This window comes from Polyangium sp. 15x6, assembly GCF_029960785.1.
GTDB lineage: Bacteria > Myxococcota_A > Polyangia > Polyangiales > Polyangiaceae > Polyangium.
On record NZ_JASBQE010000044.1, the window covers coordinates 1 to 21,683 of the forward strand.

Annotated in this window: 12 protein-coding genes and 1 pseudogene; 9 read left to right on the plus strand and 4 right to left on the minus strand. The window is 68.9% G+C overall.

The window, feature by feature from the left end; genetic code table 11:
* Both QHF83_RS28490 and cml read right to left on the minus strand, forming a co-directional pair.
* A pseudogene (locus tag QHF83_RS28490) lies at positions 1-2,599 on the minus strand (hypothetical protein); the annotation flags it as partial.
* A 163-nt stretch (positions 2,600-2,762) separates the two neighbouring features.
* The gene (gene cml, locus QHF83_RS28495) at positions 2,763-3,968 is read right to left on the minus strand and encodes a CmlA/FloR family chloramphenicol efflux MFS transporter (protein ID WP_282421117.1); all 1,206 of its coding nucleotides are present in this window, start codon (positions 3,966-3,968) and stop codon (positions 2,763-2,765) included.
* Between the two features lie 404 nt (positions 3,969-4,372).
* On the opposite strand from cml, the gene QHF83_RS28500 reads away from it, so the two are divergent.
* From QHF83_RS28500 to QHF83_RS28530, 7 genes are all read left to right on the plus strand, one after another.
* The gene (locus QHF83_RS28500) at positions 4,373-5,074 is read left to right on the plus strand and encodes a hypothetical protein (RefSeq protein ID WP_282421118.1); all 702 of its coding nucleotides are present in this window, start codon (positions 4,373-4,375) and stop codon (positions 5,072-5,074) included.
* Positions 5,071-5,814 (plus strand): hypothetical protein, encoded by a 744-nt coding sequence (locus QHF83_RS28505; protein WP_282421119.1) that lies wholly within the window; start codon positions 5,071-5,073, stop codon positions 5,812-5,814. Before QHF83_RS28500 ends, QHF83_RS28505 begins: the two co-directional genes overlap by 4 nt.
* Before the next feature lie 60 nt (positions 5,815-5,874).
* Positions 5,875-6,795, plus strand: a complete 921-nt coding sequence (locus QHF83_RS28510) for a hypothetical protein (RefSeq protein ID WP_282421120.1) — start codon at positions 5,875-5,877, stop codon at positions 6,793-6,795.
* 59 nt (positions 6,796-6,854) lie between these two features.
* Positions 6,855-7,631 carry a 3-oxoacyl-ACP reductase FabG gene (fabG, locus tag QHF83_RS28515; protein ID WP_282421121.1) on the plus strand — a complete coding sequence of 259 codons (777 nt, stop codon included), beginning with the start codon at positions 6,855-6,857 and terminating at the stop codon, positions 7,629-7,631.
* Positions 7,632-7,689: 58 nt separating this feature from the next.
* On the plus strand, positions 7,690-8,229 hold the full coding sequence (locus tag QHF83_RS28520; RefSeq protein WP_282421122.1) for an SgcJ/EcaC family oxidoreductase: 540 nt from the start codon (positions 7,690-7,692) through the stop codon (positions 8,227-8,229).
* Between the two features lie 70 nt (positions 8,230-8,299).
* Positions 8,300-9,994, plus strand: a complete 1,695-nt coding sequence (locus QHF83_RS28525; RefSeq protein WP_282421123.1) for an AMP-binding protein — start codon at positions 8,300-8,302, stop codon at positions 9,992-9,994.
* A gap of 77 nt (positions 9,995-10,071) precedes the next feature.
* Positions 10,072-10,509, plus strand: a complete 438-nt coding sequence (locus QHF83_RS28530; RefSeq protein ID WP_282421124.1) for a hypothetical protein — start codon at positions 10,072-10,074, stop codon at positions 10,507-10,509.
* Between the two features lie 352 nt (positions 10,510-10,861).
* Here the strand turns inward: QHF83_RS28530 and QHF83_RS28535 are convergent, their stop codons facing one another.
* Positions 10,862-11,512 (minus strand): DUF4347 domain-containing protein, encoded by a 651-nt coding sequence (locus tag QHF83_RS28535; protein ID WP_282421125.1) that lies wholly within the window; start codon positions 11,510-11,512, stop codon positions 10,862-10,864.
* 179 nt (positions 11,513-11,691) lie between these two features.
* Here QHF83_RS28535 and QHF83_RS28540 point away from each other — a divergent pair, with 179 nt between their 5' ends.
* Both QHF83_RS28540 and QHF83_RS28545 read left to right on the plus strand, forming a co-directional pair.
* Entirely contained in the window at positions 11,692-12,822 is a 1,131-nt protein-coding gene (locus QHF83_RS28540; protein WP_282421126.1) for a DNA repair exonuclease, read from the plus strand.
* Entirely contained in the window at positions 12,819-16,517 is a 3,699-nt protein-coding gene (locus QHF83_RS28545) for an AAA family ATPase (protein ID WP_282421127.1), read from the plus strand. The genes QHF83_RS28540 and QHF83_RS28545 overlap by 4 nt, the downstream gene beginning before the upstream one ends.
* A gap of 37 nt (positions 16,518-16,554) precedes the next feature.
* Here QHF83_RS28545 and QHF83_RS28550 read toward each other — a convergent pair whose 3' ends face one another.
* Entirely contained in the window at positions 16,555-21,648 is a 5,094-nt protein-coding gene (locus QHF83_RS28550) for an AAA family ATPase (protein WP_282421128.1), read from the minus strand.
* Positions 21,649-21,683 lie beyond the last annotated feature (35 nt).

Sequence of the window (21,683 nt, forward strand, 5' to 3'; positions counted from 1 at the left end):
CGGTGCCGCTACCGCCACCGCCGCCGGTGCCGCCGGTGCCGGTGCCGCTACCGCCACCGCCACCGCCGCCGGTGCCGGTGCCGCCGGTGCCGCCGCTGCCGCTACCACCACCGCCTCCGGTGCCGCCGGTGCCTCCGGTGCCGCCGCCGCCGGTGCCGCCGCTGCCACCCGCGCCGCCCTGGCTCATGCAAAGGCCGGCCATGCACAATCCGGCGGAACACATGGAGCCATCGGGCGCGAATCCATCCGCCGGGCACGATGAACCGGAGCCGTCACACGTTTCGGCCATGTCGCATTCGGCCGCCTGCATGCGGCAGACGTCCCCGGCCGGCCGCACCGCGTCCGCCGGGCAATCGACGCTCGCGCCGCTGCAATGTTCGGCCGTGTCACATGCGCCATTCTCCGCACGACAAAGCGTCGCGGCGGGCAAGAAAGCGTCCGCGGGACACAATGCGCCGGTGCATAGCTCGGCGACATCGCATGCTCCCGCCTTGGGACGGCAAATCGTCCCTGGTGGCGCAAACATGTTGTTGGGGCAGTTCGAGTGGCTACCCGTGCACGTCTCGGGCACGTCACAGATGGTCGCCGCGGCGCGACAGACCGTGCCCGCGGGCAGCTTCTGGTCGGGAGGACAGGTCGTGCTCACCCCGTCACAGAAGTCCTCCGCATCGCAATCTCCCTCCTTTTTTCGGCAGAGAATCCCAGCGGGGCCCGCCACGTCCGGAGGGCATACCCCGGCGTTGCACGTCTCGGGCGCGTCACATACGCCCACGGCCGCCCGGCAAATGCCGCCCGTGGGCACCGTGACGCAGGTCCCGTTTGCCGGTGCGCCGAACGCCGTGCTGCATGCGAGGCAATCGTTCGGGTCTCCTCCGCCGCACGCCGTGTCGCAGCAAACCCCGTCCACGCAGAAGCCGCTCGGGCAGTCCGCCGGGCCCTTGCACGACACGTCGATCCGGAAAGTGTACTCCGCGCCGATATACGGCTTTTGCCGGAAGTAATCCTCCTCCGAGGGCGCGGTGGCGGCCACGATGTCGCCCGAGATGACCACGCTGCTGCCGAACTTCCACGGGCCATGGTATGGGCCGCCGGGGTAGGGGGGGCCGTAGTTCGGCCGGTACGAGCCGTGCTGGAACCAGAGACTGCCGGTCCTGCCGAAGGCGTAGAGCATCCCTTCGTCGCCGTTCTTGCCGGGTGCACCAGCCACGATCGTGTCCGCGTCGATGTCCACCGAGGCTCCCAGTTTGTCGCCGGCCGCCGCGTCGCTCGCCGTGAGCATGGCGTGCGGGACCCAGACGCCCCCGCTCACGACATGGACCTGAAGCGCCCCTGCGCCCGTCGCGGCAACGTCGGCGTCTGGCATGCCGAGCACGAGCGTCGTGCCGGAGAGCGCCAAACTCTTCGGGGTGCCGGTCATCGGGAAAGGCAACGTGGCCTCCGTGCTCCAGATACCATTGCTGCGCAGGAGCACGACCACGCTGCTGCCGCTGAAGAGCGCGATCCGGTCGCCGGAGACGGCCAGAGGGGCTTGCCATCCGCCTCCGGGCGGCGGTACCACCGCTTCCTGCGTCCAGCCCTGCGCGCCGTTCACGTGAACGTAGAGCGAGCCCGCGCTCAGCGCGGCCATGGTCGTCCCCGAGGCGGCGATGCCGCTGCCCACAAGGGCGATTTGTGCTTGGTTGAGGGTGCCGTTTGGCTGCGGCTCGTACACCTCGATCGGGGCATTGGAGGGCGCGATGAACAGGCTCCTCCCGCCGATGGCCAAGGCCCCGTAGGGGTAGGGGCTGAGGGGGAAGCCGGTGCCGGAACTCGACGTGGGGTAGAACTTCTGCCAGTCCGGGGCGAAGCGGGTGCCCGAGGGATAGAGCCCCCCGATGTCGGGGCCAAAAAAACTGACGGCCAAAAAGCCGTCCTCGAGCGCGAGGCCCCGTCCGTCCTGATAGAAAGCCACATCGAGGACGTGCTTGGTGATGACCGACTTTCGCCAGTCCAGCACCACCAGCGGATCCACCGTGACGGGATACACCGCGCCGGCGTCGTCGACCCGGAGCGATATCACGCGCCCGCCCTCCACCACCATGCGCGACGGCAGCACGCGTCCGAGCGCGTCGAAGGCCGAAAGCTCGCCATAGCGGAGCGAAAGACCCCCGCTCGCGTCGCGCAGCGCGATATCCCCGGCGCTCGCGCCCGGCGCGGCCTCCATCCCGGAGAGCGTGAGCGACAGCTCGAAGCCCCTCGTTTCGCACAGCGGCGCGGCCAGCGTGAAACCCTGCTCGATCCCCTCGGGCTTTTGCTCGTACCATTCCACGAGCGGCACGCCGTGCCGGACGTACTCCACGCGTCCCTGCGCGGCGTGCACGACGGCGGGCCCCACGGGCCGCGGATCGCCTGCGCATCCGGCGCGGGTGAGCGTCATCCCGCGGGCCGGGCCCGGGTTCCGGGGAGCGAGCCGCATCCCCTCCGGGCCGAAGGCGGCCACTACGGCGCGGCTCTCACCACCCATTTCCGCGGCGAACGCCGCGCTGCCGGAGAACACGATCCCCAGGAGCGCGGCGGCCCCCGACCACGGCCACGCCCGGTTCTGTCTGCTGGAACGCATGCTGGCAGGTTCGTTGCCCGTCCTCGCGACGGCATTCAGCGCCACGGCACCGGAAACATGCCGACGCGCGAGGTCGATGTCGCGCAGCCCGGATGCTAACGTCGGCGGTTCGCAGTTCGGCTGGGATGACCGGGAAAGAACCCGATCATCCCGATCCGAAACGTCAACCGCCGCGGGGAAAACCGACTCGTTCCATCCGCCAGACGAAGCCGAGCACGACGACGGCCATCAGCGTGCAATAGGCCGCAAGCGGCCACGCCGTATCCCCAGGCAGCAGCACGACCAGCGTCGTTCCGACGATGCCCACGACGAGGCTCTCGATGCAGTAGTAAAGCGCCGTCGCGGTGCCGGCGACGTGGCCGAAGCTCTGGAGCGCGCCGTTCGCCGTCACCGAGCTGGCGAACACGATGCCGATCGCGATGATCCACATGGGCGGGACGAACGTCCAGAACGACGGAGCGAACGTCACTTGCCCGACGACCAGCAACGCGGCTCCGAGGAGCAGCATCCCCATCCCGCGGACGAGACTTCCGGCCCTTCCCCATCGCGCCACGAATCGCTTCGCGAACCGGGCCGTCGCGATCATGACGAGCGCGACCGTGGCAAAGAGGAGACTGAAGCCGAGCTGCGAGAAGCCGACCCGATCGATCAGGATGCGTGACGCCGTCGAGAAGAAGACGAAAAACGCGCCCATCGCCGCGCTGAAGCCGAGCGTGTAGGTCCAGAACGAGCCGTCCGCGAGGATCTGGCCGAAGGCCGCGTGTGGCTTCGACGCGTTCACGGGCCGGGTCTCGTGCCACCTCGGAGCCGCATGCAATGCGGCCGCGGTGGCGGCGACGCCGAGCGCGATGAAGATCGCGCGCCACCCGACATGGTCCGCGAGCAGCGCACCGAGCACGGGCCCCAGCGCGGGGACGAACGCCAGCATCGAGCCGAACAGGCTGTAGATCACCGCGCCCTCGGGACGCTCCGCATAGACGTCGCGTACCGTCGCGAAGGTCGCGACGAGCGCCGCGGCCGCGCCGAGCGCCTGGAGAACGCGAAGGAGGACGAACCATGCCGCGGATCCGGTGCCCGCAAGCAGATACGACGCGACAGCAAACAGGGCCGCACCGCTGAGCAGGACCGGCCGTCGACCGATCCTGTCCGAAATGGGCCCGAACACGAGTTGTCCCGCGCCCAGGACGACCATGTAGAGGCTCAAGGTGAGCTGAACGATCGCCGGCGACGTGCCGAGGATGCCTGGCATGGTCGGCACCACGGGCAGGTACACATCCATGGCCAGCGAGGCCAGCAGATCGAAGGGGGCCATCAGCAGCAGCGCTGCGGACAGCGAGACATTCCAAGTCGAGAGTCTTGTTCGAGGCACGACGATACACCCGCGCAAATGGTGGACATTCGGCGGCGATCTGCCTCCAGGACGGCATTCGTCGAGCGCTCGGGAGCAGATGGCCGCAGCAACGACTTCAGGGGTTGCTGCGGCTCACTCGTCTGCGGACTTGCTTGTCTCCATGCGTGCGTCCTGACCCTGCCTTCGTGGCAGGCGATGAGAGGATAACTGACACGGAGCCGTCCGTCGAGGACCACGAAGCCAGGACCGTTGACAACCCGTCCTTGCGCACGCAGCGCGGCGCGACAGACCGTCATCCAGGCTCGACCCAGGCGACGCTCGTCGGCCGCTTGTTGCTTGGCCCCAACTCTGGTATGGAATCTGCTTATGGTCGAAGGGGGGATATGTATTTGCTACGGGGGCTGAATGCAAAGGACGCAGCCATGCGAAAGCTCGGCGTACTCGTCTTTATCACGACGCTCGTCGCCCCCTCGGCGGCACATGCCGGAATGCCGTTCGTGCGGCTCTCGGACATCGCGCGGATGCGGCTCGAGGCCATCTCGTTTTTCGTGCTCCTCATTTTATTGCTCACGGTATTGGTCCAGTGGCTGTGGAACGCCGTGCAGCGGGACATCCCGCGGCTCCCCCGTCTTTCGTACAAGGCTTCCCTCGGCGTCGTTGGCCTGTGGGCGCTCGGCATGCACCTCGTCCTCAGCATGATCGCGGGCGGTCGCGAGCTCATGACCCCCGGCGCGTGGGAGAAGAATGGGGCAACGTACAAGCTCGGCCCCGCCCGCGCGGCACCTGCCGAAGAGGCGCTCGCGCACGCCCGCAAGCAGCAACTCGAGCGACTGCGCACGGCGCTTTGGGGGTACGCCAATGGGCACGGAGGCAGCTTCCCGCCACACGATTTCGTGGAAGAGATCCCCGAGGGCACGTGGCGCATCGTGGACCCTTCCGGGATGCATTACGTGTACGTGCCGGGCCTGCACCCAGAACGTGATGCCGTCCCCGTCGCGTACGAGCCGGGCATCTACTCCAGCAAGCGCATGGTGCTTCTGAGCAGCGGTGAGATCACGACGCTCGACATCGACGAGATCAGGCGCCGCATCGACGCGGAGCAGACGAGCAAGGGGGCACCGTGAAGGGGAAACGTGCGGCCGGCGGATGCCTGATCCTGGCACTGCTCTTCCTCCTCTTGTTCCTGATCTTTGGCGGGTTGACCATCGTGCTCGAAGCCCCGTGGTTCCTGGTCACGGGGTGGCTTTACTTCCTGGTGCGCGTGCTCCCACAGGTCCGCGTCAACGTGGAGGCCGTCGTCGCTGCGCTCCTCGTCGCGGGGGCGCTCTTCGCAGGGCTCCATGCCGTGCTCTCGCGTATCGATCGCCACATGCGGTCGGACGAACCCTCGGCGCGACCGTGGCGGTTACGCTCGACAGCCGCGTTCCTCGGGCTGTTCGTTGCAATGCTCCTGTGCAGCATGGCGTCCATCGGAGCAGCGCATCATATCGGCTGGATGTTCTCCGGTGGAAAGCTCACATACTCGAACCTCGATATCGAACCCTACCCTGCTCTCAGGCCCATACGCCCATTGTGCGAGTCCTTCGCGCGGAGCTCCGGCGACGTGTACGAGCGCGCGCGTGTCTTTGGTCCCATCCGCGAGACGCACCACGTGCTCGTCAAGGAGGGGTCCACGGACGTTCTGATGTTCGAGCGCAATCCGCAGAACCCCCAGGTGTCCTACACGATGTTCTGCGCGTCGGACGGCGAGGTGCACGTGGGTGGCTTCGATCGCGACGAGGCGCTGGAAGTGTTCCGTTCGCTCGGACAATCGCCAAGGGATGGCGGTGTTCCCGACGCGTTGGAGGGTGGAGCTGCGCCGTAGATTTGCTGGGACATGTCCGTTGCGCGCCGTCGCTGCCCGGACCAAGCTCGCACGGCCGTCATGGATACACGCCTTCCGCCGATGCTCCTCGACGATTTCGCCCGAGCACGCGAGACGCGAACATGGACCATCTCCGGCCCAAACAGCCGGATCGAGCTCGCCCCCGCCTTGGAAGAGAGCGAGGTGATTCCCGGCCTCGTCTCCTTCGGGATGGATGGCGGTGGTGGCGTCTGGTACTGCGATGTCGAAGACCGCCTCGGCGGAGGCGCCGGATCGATCGTTCACCTCCACATGAGCGGCGACTACGGCGACGCGCGGCGAGCGGCGCCGTCGTACGCCGAGCTTCGCGCGCGGCTCGCGCGCGGCTTCAACCCGTACGACCTGCCCACGCTCGACGAAGAGGCGTCGGAAAAACCTCCGCGCAGCGTGCGCGTCCCCGGCATCGAGGGGCTCGTCGACGTGAGACGCGTGCATGCGCGCACGCGCCGGCCGGCCGAAGTCGTCTCCGCGCACGACGTCCTCGCCGCCGGTCTTCCCGCGCGCGGCGGCGAGTCGATCTACCTCACCGACGAGGGGCGCGTGCACTTCCTGATGCTCGCGGCCCGCGCCATCGTCGATGGAATTGCGTGCGCGGCGGGTACACCGCTGTCGCTTCATCCGGTGACCGGACGTCCGCTACGCTTCACGCCTGCGGAGCCGGTCGTGATCGACGGGCTCCCGCTCCGCGCGGACCACGAGGTCTACGTATACGATCCGGTCTTCTCGGCCAGCGCCAGCGGCGTGCTCGATCGTGACCACGACGTCGGCGGCGTTCCGCTCGCGGCCGGGACACGCGTCGTCCTCCGAGGCGAGGAGCAAGCGCTCGTGAGCGGAACGTTGCGCGGAGCCGCCACGATTGGCGGAAAACCCTTGGCGGCGGGGACGTGGTTCGAGCTGCTCGGCGACATGTTGTATCAGACGCGTCCGCCGGCGGGCGAATGAGGCGAGAGCCTGAAACCCGCGCTTGACACCTCCCGACCGACGCCATTGAGATCGATCCCATGGAAAGACTCGTCCAAGGAAGATCCGTCATCGTCACCGGCGCGAGCAAGGGCATCGGCCGTGGCATCGCGAAGGTATTTGCGCAAGGCGGCGCCAAGGTGCTGCTCGTCGCGCGGGATGGCCGCGCGGCGGCCGAGGTCGCCGCGGAGCTCGCGCAGGCGGGCGCCGTCGCCTCGGCCTTCGCCGCCGACGTGAGCGACGAGGAGCAGGTCAAGGCCATGGTCGACGCCGCCGTCGAGCGCCATGGGGGCCTCGACGTGCTCTGTGCAAACGCGGGGATCTTCCCCGCCGCCCGGCTCGAAACCATGTCGCTCGCCGAGTGGCGCGAGGTCATGCGCGTCAACCTCGAGGGCTGCTTCCTGTCGGTCCGTGCCAGCATCCCCGCGCTCGCGCGCGGTGGCGCCGGGCGCATCATCCTGACCTCCTCGATCACGGGGCCGATCACCGGATTCCCCGGCTGGTCGCACTACGCCGCCAGCAAGGCCGGGCAGCTCGGCTTCATGCGGACCGCCGCGCTGGAGCTCGCGCGGAAGGGGATCACCGTGAACGCGATCCTGCCGGGGAACATCGCGACCGAGGGCCTCGCCGATCTCGGTAAGGACTATGTCGACTCCATGATTGCCGCGATCCCCCTCGGGCGCCTGGGCAGCGTCGAGGACATCGGGCATGCTGCGGCCTTCCTGGCCTCGAAGGAGGCCGGCTTCATCACCGGACAGACCCTCGTCGTCGACGGCGGTCAGACGCTGCCCGAATCGCTTGCGGCATTGAATGGCTGACCGTGTTTTCAACCATCGATGCCCTGATTCTCGTCATTGGATCCCAGGAGAGCTCTTCATGAACACGTTCGCGCGAAGCTCGGCCCTCATGGCCTTGTTCCTGACGTGCTGTGTTTCCTCACCCGAGAAGGCCGAGGGCACGTCCCCGAACGAGGAGGCGAACCTACGCAAGCTCGTCGCCGAGCAAACCGAGGCCTGGAACCGTCACGACGCGGCGGCGTGGAGCAAGTCCTTCGCTCCGGACGCCGAGTTCATCAATATCGTGGGGACGGTCTTCAAGGGCCGTGACGAGATCGAAAAGCGGCACGCCTCCATCTTCGTCGGCATCTTCAAGGACACCCGGACGGAGGTGACGGTGAGGAAGCTGCACATCATCGAGCCCAACGTGGCCGTGGTGGACACCGACCACGTGGTCACGGGATACACGGCGCTGCCCCCCGGGGTGCAAGCCACCGAGCAGGGCGTGCTGCGCACCCGCATGCGCTACGTCATGAAGCAATCGGCGGGCACGTGGTCGATTGTCGCTGGCCAGAACACGGACGTGAAGCCCGCGCCCGCTCCGCCGTCGCAACCGGCCCCCGCGTCCACGGGCGGCTGAGGCGTCCTCTCCCAGGCGATTGTTGCGCGCGCATTGCGGGTCGTATACTGCTTTCAAGCAGCCCGCCGCCATGAACGCCACGGACCTCTTCCTCCGCGCCCGCGACCACCTGCTCGCGACACGCGACGACCACGACCGCGCGTGCGCGGGCTTTTCCTGGCCCGTGCTCGAGCACTTCAACTGGGCCACCGACTGGTTCGACGTGTACGCCCGTGGCAATACGCGCCGCGCGCTCTGGATCGTCGACGAGTCGGGCGCCGAGACGACCGCCACGTTCGCCGAGCTGTCCGAGCGCTCCACGCGCGTGGCGCGGTTTCTCCGCGGGCTCGGCGTCGAACGTGGCGCGCGTGTCCTGGTCATGCTCCCCAACGTGCTGCCGCTGTGGGAGGTGCTACTCGGCGCCGCGAAGATCGGCGCGGTGATCATCCCGGCCACGACGCAGCTCACCGCGGAGGACGTGGCCGACCGGCTCACGCGCGGCGAGGTGCGCTGCGTGATCGCCGAGTCGGCGGTCGCGGACCGCTTCGGCGCCGCCGGCCCGCACGTGGTACGCATCGCGGTGGGCGAGCCGATCGAGGGCTGGACGCGCTACGACGACGCATACGCCGCGCCCGCCGCCTTGCCCGCGAGCGCCGCGCCCACGCGCGCGACCGACCCGCTGCTGCTCTACTTCACCTCGGGCACCACGGCGAAGCCGAAGCTCGTGCTGCACACGCACCAGAGTTATCCGATCGGGCACCTGTCCACGATGTATTGGGTGGGGCTGCGCGAGGGGGACACGCACCTCAACATCAGCTCGCCCGGCTGGGCCAAGCACGCCTGGTCGAGCGTGTTCGCGCCGTGGAACGTCGGCGCCACGGTGCTCGTCCACGCGTACAAGCGCTTCGTGCCCGCCGCCACGCTCGACCTGCTCGCGCGGTGCAAGGTGGACACGTTGTGCGCGCCGCCGACCGTGTGGCGGATGCTCATCCTCGAGGACCTCGCGGCGCACCGGGTTTCGCTGCGGGAGGCCGTGAGCGCCGGGGAGCCGCTCAATCCCGAGATCATCGATGCGGTACGCCGCGCGTGGAACCTCACGGTGCGCGACGGGTACGGGCAGACGGAGACCACGGCGCAGATCGGCAACACGCCCGGCATGACCGTGGTGCCCGGGACGATGGGCCGGCCGCTGCCCGGTTACACCGTCGCGCTGCTCGACGCCGAGGGCCGCGCCGGCTCCGAGGGCGAGATCGCGCTCGCGCTCGACCCGCGGCCGATGGGGCTCATGGCGGGCTACCTCGACGACGAGGCGCGCACCGCAGAGGTCACCGCGGGCGGATACTACCGTACGGGCGACGAAGCCGTGCGTGACGCGGCGGGGCTCTACACCTTCGTCGGCCGCGGCGACGACGTGTTCAAGAGCTCGGACTATCGGATCAGCCCGTTCGAGCTCGAGAGCGCGCTTCTGGAGCACCCGGCCGTGGCCGAAGCCGCGGTGGTGCCGAGCCCCGACCCGGTGCGCACGAGCGTGCCCAAGGCGTTCGTGGTGCTTTCGCCCGGCGTGGCGCCCACGCGCGACACCGCGCAGGCGATCTTGCAATTCGCACGCGAGCGGCTCGCCCCTTACAAGCGCGTGCGGCGGCTCGAGTTCACCGAGCTGCCCAAGACCATTTCGGGCAAGATCCGGCGTGTCGAGCTCCGCAAGCTCGAGGCCGCGCGCCGCGCGCGCAACGAGCGCGGCGCGCTGGAGTGGACGACCGAGGATTTTGGCGAGGTCCGGGGCTAGCGCCATCCTCTGCGAGGACGACATGAGCCAGATGCGTCCAATCGAACGTTCTGCTTTCGCGTGTCCGGGGGGTTGCGATGGGCATCGGCTACATCCTCGTGAACCGAACGAAGCGTGAGAAGATCTCCTTTCTGCACCTGCCGGTAAACACGGCACGGGAAATCGCGGGTCATCCTGCGTCCGCAGCACTCTCGACTTGGTATTTGCTCAGCCGAAGCGGCGACGAGATCGCCTTCGTCGACGACCATAGCGGTCATTCGGCTGAAGGTCTACACGAATACCGTGAAATGACGGATACCATCATTGGTGAGCTGGTCGATGCCGGTATTCTCGAGGACCGCGGCGTCTCCTTTCGTGATCCGCAAGAACCAGACCTTGTTTACATCCGGGATCTCCGTGTCTGCTGGATGAACGAGTCGGCTCACCAGCACCCACGTACGGGCAATCGGAAAACCGACCTTCGATGCCGCCACGCCGGAGTCGGTGAGCGTTCAGCCGTCATGCTCGCCCGTTGAGCCGGCGCTCAATGACACGGAATCTCCCACGATCCTCCGTAATCCGGAAGAGTTGCGTAGCACCGCCAAGGACCAAAGGGAATTCCGACACAGTTCGTGGAGAACCCATCGCGGCTCTCCGGTGTGTGACGAAACCCGAGGCACTGTCGATAGCTGGAATAACTTGGTTCTTCTCGATCGTGACTATCATAACCATCACCCACGCGAAAGTGCCTCGAAGTGGTGCTGATGTAGACGAACACAGGAAGCCCGATGATGAGGCATGCCATCATGCAGCCAAGAACGATTCGAGCAACAGCCGACATCGTCTTCCGCACGGTTCTCGGGCGCTCCCCTTCTTGCTGTTCACCCATCACCACGCCTCCGGCCAATCGACGCGCAGGCACGTCACGGTATTCGGTTCGGTTGCCGACGACGTGAGCGCCCCGATCGCGCGCTCCCCTTCCACCCGTACCCCTTCCCGAGGGCTCCACGTCGCCGATTCCCCTGGCCGAACCGAATGCGTCCCACTTTGCCAGAAACCGATGACGTACGTATGCCCAGCCACCCGACATCCGAGCCTCGATGCGAGCCGCCCGGCGAACGCGCGCCCGCTCTGACCGCCGAACGCGCTGCAGCAACGCAGCCAGAACAGCGCCTCCGGCCCCGTGAGACGCTCCCGCAATCGGTCGATCGCCGCCGCCATGGCGTGGTCGCTCCCAAGGGACGCATGATCGAGCCGACTCCGACCGATCGCCATGTACCCCCACGCCCCATGTCCCCAGAACTGGATCGACCCGATCGCGCGATTGCGTGATTCCGAAATCGAAGCCGCCCACGCGAGGGCCTCCTCCCAGCTCCGTGCCCCGAGCGTCGCGTCCGCCGCCCGCAGCAATCGATGCATCCACGTTCCCATCCACCAGATCGGCGACAGGCCCATCGAGCGCGGCGCGGCGCCTTCGGCAATGGCGCCGCGGACATGCGCGCGTGGCGTGTCGGTCGCATCGAAAACAACGAGTTTCAAGGGAGATTGCTGCTCGAGCATGGTGGAGAACCCGGCGCCTGCTGGACCGGGCACATTACTACGATACATGATGAGCACGCTCGGGGGGCATCTTCCTCCAAAGATGTGGTTTGTCTCTCGAACGGTTCTGCGGTACGTCACTAGATCCGAGTTCGCGGTACGATTCGCTTCCTCGCACCATGACCCCCGTACGCTTCATCCACACCGCTGACTGGCAGCTCGGGCTTCGAGCGCACTTCATCCCGGGAGATGCCGGCGCGGTCGTGCGTGATGCGCGGCTCAAGACCGTGCAGAAGATCGGGACCATCGCCCGCGAGTTCAAGGCCGACTTCGTGGTCGTCGCGGGCGATGTCTTCGAGCACCACGGACTCAAGCCCGAGACCATCCGGCGCTCGCTCGACAAGATGCGCGAGATCCCCGCCGAGGTGCTGCTGCTCCCCGGCAACCACGACCCGCTCACGCCGGAGGCGCTCTACAAAACCGCGCTGTGGAAGAAGGAGTGCCCGCCCAACGTCCGCGTGCTCGACTCGCGCGCGCCCATGATCCTTCGCGACGGCGTGGCGCTTTTCCCGTGCCCGCTCTTCGAGAAGCACGAGCTCGGCGACGTGACCGAGCACCTGACGGCGGAGTACGGGCCGCAGGACCACGTGCGCATCGGGGTCGCGCACGGCGGCATCAAGGAGTTCCTCGCGGCGCTCGTCGACGACGAGGAGACGATCCACAACGCGATCCCCAAGGACCTCGCGGGGCGTGCGCGGCTCGACTACCTGGCGCTCGGCGACTGGCACGGGCTCTTGCAGATCGACGAGCGCACCTGGTACTCGGGCACGCCCGAGGCGACGCGGTTCAAGGAGCAGAACCCGGGGAGCGTGCTGCTCGTCGAGGTCGGCGGTCGCGGGGAGCGGCCCGTCGTCGCGCGCGAGCAGGTCTGCACGTTCCACTGGAAACAGCACGAGTTCACGGTCGAGACGGAGGACGAGCTCGAGCGGCTCGAGCGGTTCCTCGACACGTACCAGGGCAAGGACTCGACGCTGATCGAGCTGACGCTGAAGGGCGCGCCGCGCATGGAGCTGCGCGCGCGGCTGGAAAACGAAGTGCTCGCGCGGGCGCGCGACAGGTTCCGCTTCTTGCGGGTGCGCGACGAGAACCTGCACACGATCTTCGGCGACGAGGACATCGCCGCGCTGCGCACGAGCGGGTGGATCGGGCGCGTCGCGGAGCGGCTCCAGGCGGGCCTGCCCGACAAACCGATCGAGGACACGGAGCGCGCGCTGCGGCTGCTCTATCGGCTGCACAAGGAGGCGTCGTGAGCCGCGCCATCCGCCTGGTCGAGCTGCGCGTCGAGAACGTCGGCACGCTGCGCGGCCCCATCCAGCTCGGGCCCTTCGCGCCCGGGATCAACGTCATCAGCGGCAGCAACGAGGCGGGCAAGTCGACGCTCGTCGAAGCGCTGAAGATCGGCCTCTTCGAGCGTCACGCCACGAGGAACAAGGGCGTGATGGCGCTGCAGCCGCACGGGACGAAGCTCGCGCCCGAGGTGCACATCGTGCTGGATTTCGAGGGCGAGCGGCTCCAGATCCTGAAGCGCTTCCTCGAGAAGCCGATGGCCGAGGTGAGGCTCGCGAACGGTTCCATCCTCAAGGCGCAGGACGCGGACGACTATCTCCGGAACAAGCTCGAAGGCCGAGCGCCGAAGAAGTCGGGGCTCTCGCGCGAGGACATGGGCGTGTGGGGGCTGCTCTGGGTGACGCAGGACGAGTCCGCGCACGCGGACCCCGGAGGCACGCTGGACGAAGAGGTGCGCGGCGCGCTCGCCGAGGCCGTGGGCCGGCAGGTCGGCAAGGTCATGGGCGGCAAACACGGCGAGCGGATCCGCGCCAGGGTCCACGAGGAGCTGAAGCGGTTCTACACGCCGAAGACCGACAAACCGACCGGGGAGTACAAGGACGCCCTCGACCGAAAGCAGGCGGCCGACACGCGCGTGGCGGAGATCGAGAAGGCCCTGCGTGACGTCGAGGAGCTGTCCGCGCTGCTCACGGCCAAGCGCGCGCAGCTCGAGGAGGCGGAGCGGCAGCTGCCGGCGCTCAAGGCGGAGCGGGAAGACGCGCACCGGCAGGCGAACGCGCTTCAGCAGAAGGAGGCGCGGCTCCGCGAGGCGAGCGCGAAGGTCGCCGCGGCCGAAGCGCGGGTCGCGGCACGTCAGCGGGACGTCGCGGCGCGCGCGGCGCTCGTCGAGGAGGTGGCCGCGCTCGAAGGGAGCGTGGCGCGCGCTCGGCAGAACCTCGACGCGCTGGAGGGGCTGCTCGCCACCCGCGTGCAAGAAGCCGAAGAGGCGAAGGAGGCGCTGCGGCGCGCGGACGCGGCGCTCGGGGACAGGCGCGAGGCCCTCGATGCGTCGCGGCAAGAGCTCGTCCGCGCGCATACGCGGTCCGAGGCGCAGCGGGTCTCGGAGGGGCTCGCGAAGGCCGCGGCGATCGCGCTCGAAATCGAGGAGGTGGACCGCGCCCGCACGAGCGGTGGCCTCGACGCGCGGAGCTACGAGCACATCGAGGCGCTCTCGGGTCGAGTCGAGGCGCTGCGCGCGAAGCTGTCGATCGAGGGGACGCGGATCCTGGCGCGGTCGGATGGGCGCGTGTGGATCGGCACGGGCAAGGGGATGGACGTCCCCGCGCTCGGGCGCGTCGAGCTCGTGCCCGCGCAGCCGGGCCTCGGGCAAGCCGTGGTGCTCGCGAAGGAGGCGCGCTCCGCGCTGAAGGAGGCGCTCTACAACCTCGGCGTCGAGGATGTGCCGCGCGCACGGGAGCGACGCGCGGCGCGCGAGGAGGCCGAGCGAGAAGCGGAGGGGTTGCGACGGCGCATCAAGCAGCTCGCGCCGTCGGGGCTCGACGAGCTCGCCGTCCGCGCGTCGCAGCGGGCCGAGGAGCACAAACGTCTGGAAGGGCGCCTGGGTGCGGCCCTGAAGGCGCAGGAGGAGCTCGATCGTATCCGGGCCGAGCTCGCGCGGCACTCGATCGACGCGGACGCGATGCAGGCCTTGCGCGCCGCCGAGAAGCAGGTCGCGCTCGCGCGGGAGTCGCGGGGGGCGATGGGCACGGAGCTCCTCTTGCGCGCCATCTCCGAGGTCACCGTGCGCGTGGGGGACGAGGCGCCGCCCGTGACGTTGTCGGCCGGCGAGACGATCGCGCGTCAGGTCACCCGCCCGACGAATGTTTCCATTGGCAACATGGCGGAGGTCCTGCTCACGCCGCGCGGGGAGGAGCTCGCCCGGGCCACGGCGCGCCTGGAGAACGCCGAACGCGCGTTTGCCTCGGCGCTGCGCGTGCACGCGGTCGAGTCGCTGGAGCAGGCGGAGGTGATGGCGCAGGCCCGCGACGTGATCGCGCGGAAGAAAGCGGCCGTCGAGCAGCGCCTCGCCGAGGCCGCGCCGCGCGGGATCGATCCGCTGCGCGCCGAGGTGGACCGGATGCAGCGCGAGGCCCAGGCGGCCGAGACCGAGCTCGTTGCGGCGCGGGAGGCGCTCACGAGGCAGGCCGAGGTCGAGGTCGTGCTCGGCGCCAATCCCGTGAGCGCGCCGAAATTCGCGCGGCTCGTCGAGCTCGAAGAGGCCCTCGTCGCGCGCGAGGCGACGGTGGCGACGAAGTCCGCGCGTCTGCGTGGTTTGTCCGGTGAGCTCGAGAAGCGGGAGCTCGTCGTGGGGGAGCCGACGCCGATCGAAGAGACCTCCGGCGGGCCGGGGTGGACGGTGATCCCTGGGGAATCGAGCGAATGGGTGAAGCTCGAAGAGGCCGAGCGTGCGCTCGACGAGGCATTCCAGCGAGCGCAGGTCGCCGACGTGGGCGCCGCGCGAGAGCGGTGGGCGACGGCCCGGGACCTCGTCGGCAAACGAGAGAGGCTCGTCGAAACGTTGAAGCTCGTGGCCCCGGAGGGCCTGGAAGCATTGCGAGGTCGGAAACGCGCGCTCGAAGCGGCTGCAGTAACCTCGGGGCCCGAGGGAGAATCGGGGATGCCCGTCGAGGCGCTGCGGCAGCGGATCGAGGCGCTGGAGGCCGAATTGTCGCCGCTGGAGGCCACGCAGGCGGCGGCGAAGAATCAGGCGATGGCGGCCGAGAAGCTCGAGCATGCCTGCATGCACGAGGTGGGGGAGCTCCGCGGCGGGTGGAGAGAGCTCGGGACGCAGCACGAGAGGCGCGCCGAGGAGCTCGTGGCATCCCGGAGGGACGCGCCCGACGCCGCGCTCGAAGCGAAGCTCGAAGAGGCGCGGCGCGAGCTCGAAGAATCGAGGACGAACGCCGAACGCGCGTCCACGGAGCTCGCGGCCGCGACGCCGGAGCTGCTCCGCGATGAAGAGGCGCGCGCGCAGTTTGCCCTGGAGTCACACGAGGGACATCTGCGCAAATTGCGGGACGAGGTGAGCAGCTTGCAAGCGCTGCTCGCCAAAGCAGCGGCCGAGGGGCGGTTCGAGGACCTGAGCGAGGCGAAGGCGGAGCAAGCAGCCGCCGCCGAGGCGCTCGCGCGGGTCGAGCGGCAGGCGCGGGCGGCGCGGATCCTCTGGGATTTGACGGAGGAGGCGTACGTCGAGGCGCAACGTATCTTCCTCGGGCCCGTGCTGAACGAGGCCGCGCCTTATTTGAACAACCTGAGGCCCGGGACCGAGATCCGGATGACGCAGGATCTCCGGCTCGACAAGGTGGTTCGTCGCGGGATGGAGGAGGACTTCGGGCAGCTCTCGGGCGGCACGCGAGAGCAACTCTCGGTGATCGTGCGAATCGCGCTCGCGAGGGTGTTCGCCAAGGATCGGCGGCCGCTGCCGCTGATCCTCGACGATACGATGGGCTGGACCGACGACGCGCGGTTCCTCTCGATGGTGCGGATCCTGCGGGACGCGGCGAAGGAGCTGCAGGTCATTCTTCTCACGTGCCATGGGACGAGGTTCGACCGGTTGCAACCCGATTATCGTGTGGATCTCGATGAGCTTCGTCGCAATGCCGCCGCGGAAATGACCTGAGCCGCGGGGCGTGGCGCCGCCCGGTCTGCCTCGCCGATCAGGACCGCCGGCGTGCGCGGCCCATGGCGTAGGCGATGCCGCTCTGGAGCGTCCCTTTGGTCACGAGCGCGGCGAGGTCCAGGTCGAGATCCACGATCGCGCGCGCGAAATCCGGGCGCATGCCCGTCAGGACGACCTCGGCGCCGATCAGGCGGAGCGCGCTCGCCGATTGGAGGAGCGCGCCGGCCGCGCGCGCGTCCACGCGCTTCATCCCCGTCACGTCGATGATGACCGTGCGCGCCCCGTGCTGCTGGGTTCCGTGGAGGACCGCGTTCATCATTGCCTCGGCGCGTTGCGTGTCCATCGTCCCGATGAGCGGGAGCACGAGGATCTCCTCGGTGATCGGGATGAGCGGCGTCGAGAGCTCCTCGAGCCGCGCGCTTTGCATCTGGATCATCTCCTCCTGAAGCGCGGCGCGCGCGGTCTCCGCCTGCGCGCGCTCCTCGAGCTCCCGCTCCAGGCGCTCCTTGGCCGCGGAGAGCTCCTCGGTGCGGCGGGCGATTCCCTGCTCGAGGTGCTGGTTGAGCTCCCGGAGCTCGGCGCTCACCGATTGCAGCCGCTCATAAAGCATCGCGTTCTCGATGGAGATGACCGCCTGCGCGCAGAGCATCTGCAAGAACTCGAGCCGCTCCTCGGCGAACGCGCCTGCGGTGCGGTTGTGCTCGAGGTACAGGACGCCGCGACAGCGGCCCTGGTGGGTCAGCGCGACGGCGAGCACGCTCTGGGGAGCGGCGCTCCTCACGTGAGCGTCGGCCGCGAAACGCGGGTCGCGCGTGGCGCTCTCCAGCACCAGCGGCTCTTGCGTGCGCGCCACGTAGCGGACGATGGATTGGGCCAGATCCGCGCGCGCTTCGAGGGGCGTGTCGAGCCGGGACTCCACGAGATCCGGGCTGACCTGGAACCGTGCCTCGACGACCCACGTTCCGCCCCGATCGAGGATCAGAAAGCCACGCTCCGCCCCGGCATTGGCGAGGATGATGCGCATCAGCCGCTCGATGAGCTGAGCGAGGACGATCTCGCTGGAGAGCGCCTGCGCGGCGCGAACGGCGGTCGTCAGGTCGAGCAGCTTGCCGACCGTCGACCGGGCCGTGATGCTCGTCGAGCCTATTTCGACGGCAGGGGCGGGCGTGCGGTCCGGCGCATGCAAAAGGGCCCTGTATTTTCTCTCGAGCTGCGCGACCTTGACCGAGGCACCCCAGCGGAGGTAGCCATAATGGGCCTCGGTCAAATACGTGCGGGCATTCTTCGATTGTCCCCGCCCGAGGAAGAAGAGGCCGTAGAGCTCGTTCGCGATCGCCTCGTCCTGCGGGAAGCCGTGCTCGCCGGCCAGCGCGATGGCCTGCTCGTAGGCGTCCATGGCTTCACTGGGGCGCCCTTCGAGCCGCGCGATCTCCGCCGCGACGAGGGCGTGCCGGTGGGCCGTGTTCTCCGGGCAGGCGTCCGCGAGCGAGGAGAGTTTGTCCCGGTAACGGGCGAGTCGATCGAGGAGGCGCGGCCGGTCTTCGGACTTCGTATCCGGGTGAACCGCGGCGAGCACGAGGCTCGCATAAAATGGCAGATCCGTCGGCCAGTGATGCCCCACGACCGCCCCCGCGCCCTCCTCGGCGCTCTCGATGAGCGGCAGCGCCGCTTCGGGACGGTCGTGCAGGAAGAGCGTGAGCGTCTTGTACGTGAAATAGAGGACCCGGACAAACCCCATCATGACCGGATCGAGGCCCGCGATCCACGCCCCCTCGTCGAACGTCCCGTCGCTGAAGGACGTGGGGCTCTCGGTGTCTCCACGCATGCAGGCGATCGCCTGCTCGACGGCGAGGAGCTGTGCGCTCGACATCGGGTTCTGGATCCGCTTCAGGATGGCGCTGCTGCGATGCGCCTCGGCGGTCACGACGTCGAGCGGCTCGCCCTGCCGAAAGAGTGTCACCGGGACGAAGACGCACGCGAACGAGCCATAAACGAGCTCTCCCGACTGGAGGCTCAGCTGCCGGGCCCGCGCGAAGTGCGGGACCACCCGCCGCAGCGGATGCGCATAACCGGCGAACGTCGCGAACGACTGGGTCACCTTGCAGAGGAGCGCCGGGTCGCCGTGCGCCTCGGCGAGCCTGAGCCCGACCTCGCCGAAGACGCGGCTCTCGGCATAACGCCCGAGCGCCCCGGCCAAATAGAACCCGTACGACACATAGGACTGAGCGGTCGGGCCGCAATGGCCACGCGTCATCCCGCGCAAGGTCTGCGTGGCGAGGACCAGCTTCCAGAACCGGATGTCGATGCAGTACGCAGGGACCAGCAGATCAGGGAGGATCCGGGCCGCCGCGAGCTCCTCGGGATCCGTGAGCTCAGGCGACGCGAGGAGCGCGCGGGCGCCCCCATCCGCGAGGAGGTGATCGATCCGCTCGGCCTCGCGCGTCGCAATTTCCTCCGCCTCCTCCGGGGTCCGGGGGAGGTCGACGCCGAGTAGCGCGAGGCCCGCGCGCCCCGCGTCCATCGCCTCGGAGAACCGCCCGAGCGAGGTGTACATGATGGCCCGCAGGCCATACACGTCCGCGCGCTGCCACGCGCGGCCGGCCTGCCCGAGGATGAGGTCGATGAGCGTGTCGGCCTGGGCGGTGCGCCCCGCCATGGCCTCGCACTCCGCCTGATCCCGGACGAGCGAGAACGTCAGATCGTCTTCGTCGATCCACCCCTCGTCGTGGATCAGGGCGACGCCCGCCGCGAGGAAGGCCGCCGCCTCGCTGTACGCTCCTTGGCCCTTCGCGGCCCGGCCGGCCTGCAGGTCGAGCCGCGCGACCGCCCGCCTCTCTTCGCCGTCCTGGAGGTGAGCGGCGCCCGCATTGAGCTGGCGGGCCGCGTCGAAGAGCTCCTCGGGCCGCGCGCCCTCGCCGAGCGCACGACGGAGCCGCCGTCCAATCCGCAGGTGAACCCCGGCCCGGACCTCGGCGGGCGCCAGCGCGTACGCCGCCTGTTCGACGCGATCGTGCAGGAATCGATAACGTGCATTGATCGCGGTATCCCCGTCCGCGACGGCCCCGTCCGCGGTATCGAAGCCGAAAGCGACGCTCGGTACCTCGCCGTCCTCCGACGTCGGCAGGAGCAGGTAATCCTGATCCAGGGGCACGATGAACCCCTCCCGGAGCGCGGGCCATAACGAGGCGGCCACGCGGCCCGGGGGCTCGTCGGCGATCGCATGCAGCGTCGCCAGGTCGAACTCGCGGCCGACGCACGCCGCGATGGATAGAATCCGCTGGGCGCGCAGATCGAGCTGACCGAGGCGCGCGGCCATGAGATCGGCCACGTTGTCCGCGATCGGCGCCGCCGCGATGGCCGCGTCGTCCCACGTCCATCTCCCCTCGGCTCGATCCGCGCGAAAGAGGCCGTCGCGATGGAGCGTGAGGAGGAGCTGCGAGAGGAAGAACGGATTGCCGCCCGTCTTTGCCCTGAGCTGCCCGGCGAGCGTCCGGAGGCGCTCCGGATCGCTCCGCGGGAGTGTGTCCCCGAGGAGCCTCACGACGCTCTCCTCGTCGAGCGGACGGATCGCGAGCTCCGTCGGGGTCACGCCCTGCTTCCGGATCTCGCGCAGCGTCATTCGAAGCGGGTGCGTGTCGTCCACCTCGGTGTCCCGATAGGCACCGAGGAGCACGACGGCACTGCCGGCCGGGTCCGTCGTGAGCAGGCGCATGAGCCAGAGCGATGCGGCGTCGGCCCATTGCAGATCGTCGATGAAGAAGACGAGCAGGCGCTGCGGGCTGGAGAGGGCGCGGACGAAGCTCTGCATCAGCATCCCGAGCCTGTTCTGCGCCTCGACGGGGCCCGCGGGGGGGGCAGGGGGCTGAGGGCCGATGACGCGCTCGAGCTCGGGGACGAGGTCGATGAGGAGCGAGCCGCCCTCGCCGAGCGCCGCGAGAAGCGCGCTCCGGCGCTCCGCGAACCGATCCGGCGGCTCGCGGAGCACGCCTTTCACGAGCTCGCGGAAAAGCTGGGTGAACGCGCTGAATGGCATATCGCGGCGCAGCGCGTCGAATTTGCCGGCGACGAGCTGGCCCCCTCGAAGCGCGAGGATGCGCTGCACCTCCTGGACGAGCACCGATTTGCCGGCACCCGCCGCGCCCGCGAGGAGGACGAGCTCCGCCCCGCCGTGGCTCATCTTGTCGAACGTCGAAAGGAGGGCCGCGACTTCGGCTTCGCGCCCGTAGAGCTTCTCCGGAATGGTGAGCGTATCGCGGATGTCCCTGCGCCCGAGCTCGAACGGCTCGATGGCGCCGCCGGCGTCGAGCGCCGCGACGCACCTCGAGAGGTCGCCCGCGAGCGCGGCGGCCTGCTGATAACGGTCCTCCGCGGCCTTGGCGAGGAGCTTCATCACGATCGCCGACAGGACTTCCGGGATCCCGCGCCGCCGCTCGTGAGGGGGCGTGGGCATCCTCGCGGTGTGGCTGTGCACCAGATCGATGGGGTCCTGCTCGTCGAACGGCGGGGCGCCGGTCAGCATCTCGTAGATCGTGGCGCCGAGGGAGTAGAGATCCGCGCGGGAGTCCACCGTGCGTCGGAGGAGGCCCGTCTGCTCGGGGGCGATATAGGCGAGCGTCCCTTCAAGGAACGCGTGGCCCCCTGCGGGTGCGCTCTCGTGGGACAGGAGCGTGGCGATGCCGAAATCGATGAGCCGGACGTCGGAGGGGCCCTCCCCCACGAGGACATTGTTCGGGTTGACGTCTTTGTGGATGACGCCGCGCGCATGGACGCCGTCGAGGATCCGCGCGAGCGCGAGCGCGATGTCGAGGCAGGCGCGGAGCTCGAGCGGGCCGCGTCGCAGGCGGAGAGCGAGCGACGCGCTGCCGGTGTCCTCCAGGACGAGCGCGAGGCCGGCGCCGTATCGGAGGAGCGCGTGGGTCTTGAGGATGCCCGGGCCCTCCAGCATGCGCAGGATGGTGTGCTCGTGGCGTAACCTGGCCAGCTCGCGCGGGTGCGGGCGCTCCCCCCTCGTCACCTTGAGCACGACAGGAGCACCGTCGTTGTCCCGGATGCCACGGAAAAGGGCCATCCCCGGCCCCTCGTGAATCTTATCGAATCCAGAATAATTGGGGATGAAGAGCGTGGCGTCCATGGGAGAGCGTTGCCCTTTCGGCCCGAAACGTTGAG